This is a genomic window from Pelagimonas varians (assembly GCF_003208435.1).
Classification (GTDB): domain Bacteria; phylum Pseudomonadota; class Alphaproteobacteria; order Rhodobacterales; family Rhodobacteraceae; genus Pelagimonas; species Pelagimonas varians.
The window spans coordinates 1-1,572 of the sequence record NZ_QKMF01000051.1 but is presented as its reverse complement, the minus strand read 5'-3'; the positions used below and the strand labels follow the sequence as shown (position 1 = coordinate 1,572).

Sequence of the window (1,572 nt, the reverse complement as noted above, 5' to 3'; positions counted from 1 at the left end):
TATCGCCTGTGTCTCCGATACCACCGGATAAATCCAGAGGTGTTGCAAACCGAATGAGCTCTGCCTGAACGCTCGCCAGACTCACATTCGTCGTAAACTGCGCCGATCCGCTGCTGGTGGCCACAGGATTCGGAACTTCGGCATGAATCGCGATAAAGGCAAAGGGTTGCTGAGTTTGGATCGGCAGATCTACACGACCCGACGGATTAGTGGATTGGTCGCCAGCCACTTCGCCTTGCGCCACGACACTGCCATCAGCACCGTAAGCTTTCCAAGTCACCTTGTCGCCTTGTCCACCGAAACTGGCTAGCTCCAAGAAGGCACTGTGCGTGGTTCCGTTAAATTCCAGGACCATGGTTTCACCCACCTGCTGGGTTTTATCCGTTGGGTCCACCATCAGACTGTCAACAGACTGAGGACTTGCGTGGGACTGAGTTATGCTTGCTGCCGCTGATGGTTCTTTGGCGTCGACACCCATTGCGCGAAGGTTTGTTCCAACGATCCCAGCCGCGCCCGTCAGATCAGCCAGTTTTCCAGGAGAAGTTTCATATGCTTGCCCCGCTGCGAAACCATGTATGGTCATTCCGTCTATAGTTGCTGGAGAGCTTGTCGTGTATCCAGCGACAGAGGCACTTGCATGGCCGGGTTGCGATTGCGATGTGCCAACAGTTGCACCCACAGTCGGCGTGTCGATCGTTCCGTGGATCGTGACCTCGATATTATGTGTCGTGCCATCCGTGCTGGTGACTTGCAGGGTATCAGTAAGGCTCTGGCCCGGCCCGAGAGTCTGTATTGCAGCTTGCTGATTATTGGCTGAGTATGTCCAGTGTCCACTTTGGTCGATGCCAAAATTGCCATAGCCATTCGATCCGGTAACGTTGCTCTGCACTTGGAAGTGCTCCTGAGCCGCGCCGTCTACGTCTGTGATCGTCAGTGCGCCACTCGTAGCGATTGTGCCGACAATGGAGTGGTGCCCAGGCGCCTTGTCCTCGGTCACAGACCCCGTATCAACGCCACCGATGATGGCGGCATCGCCGGTTGCGGCCAACGCGAGGGACGCGGTCTGCGAAGCGGTCCCTCCTTGGCCGTCCGTGACAGAGTAGCTCAGCTGCACCGGCCCGTTGTAATTGGCGTCCGGTGTGAAAGTGAAGCCATGCGCCGCGTCGCCGGTGATCGTGCCGTGGCTGGCGCTCAGGCCGCTCACGCTCAATGTGTCTCCGGTGTCGATATCCGTCGCATGTTCCAGAAGCTGCGCCACGCTGATCGACACCGCGTGATCCTCGGTGCCGCCCGGCAAGCTCACCCGACCGCTCACCACGGGGCCGTCATTTGTCCCCGTCACCGTGATCACGAGGTTCTGCGTATCCGTCACACCGGCACTGTCGGTTACTGTCACAGGGACCGTGATCTGCTGCGTCGCGTTGGCCGTAAGGTGCTGATAGGCTGCATCCGTCGGATCAAACGTCCACGATCCGTCCGGCCCCATCGCAAAACCCGCGGGTGCCGCCTGCACCAGTGAGTAGCTCTGGCTGTCGCCCGTATCCACATCCGTCGCAGACATCTGACCGGACA

General features: G+C 58.7%; 1 protein-coding gene. It reads right to left on the bottom strand.

Translation table 11 applies throughout. The features are described 5' to 3' along the window. The coding region (locus tag C8N36_RS23895) for a VCBS domain-containing protein (RefSeq protein ID WP_170125988.1) at positions 1 to 1,572 on the bottom strand (1,572 nt) is incomplete at both ends.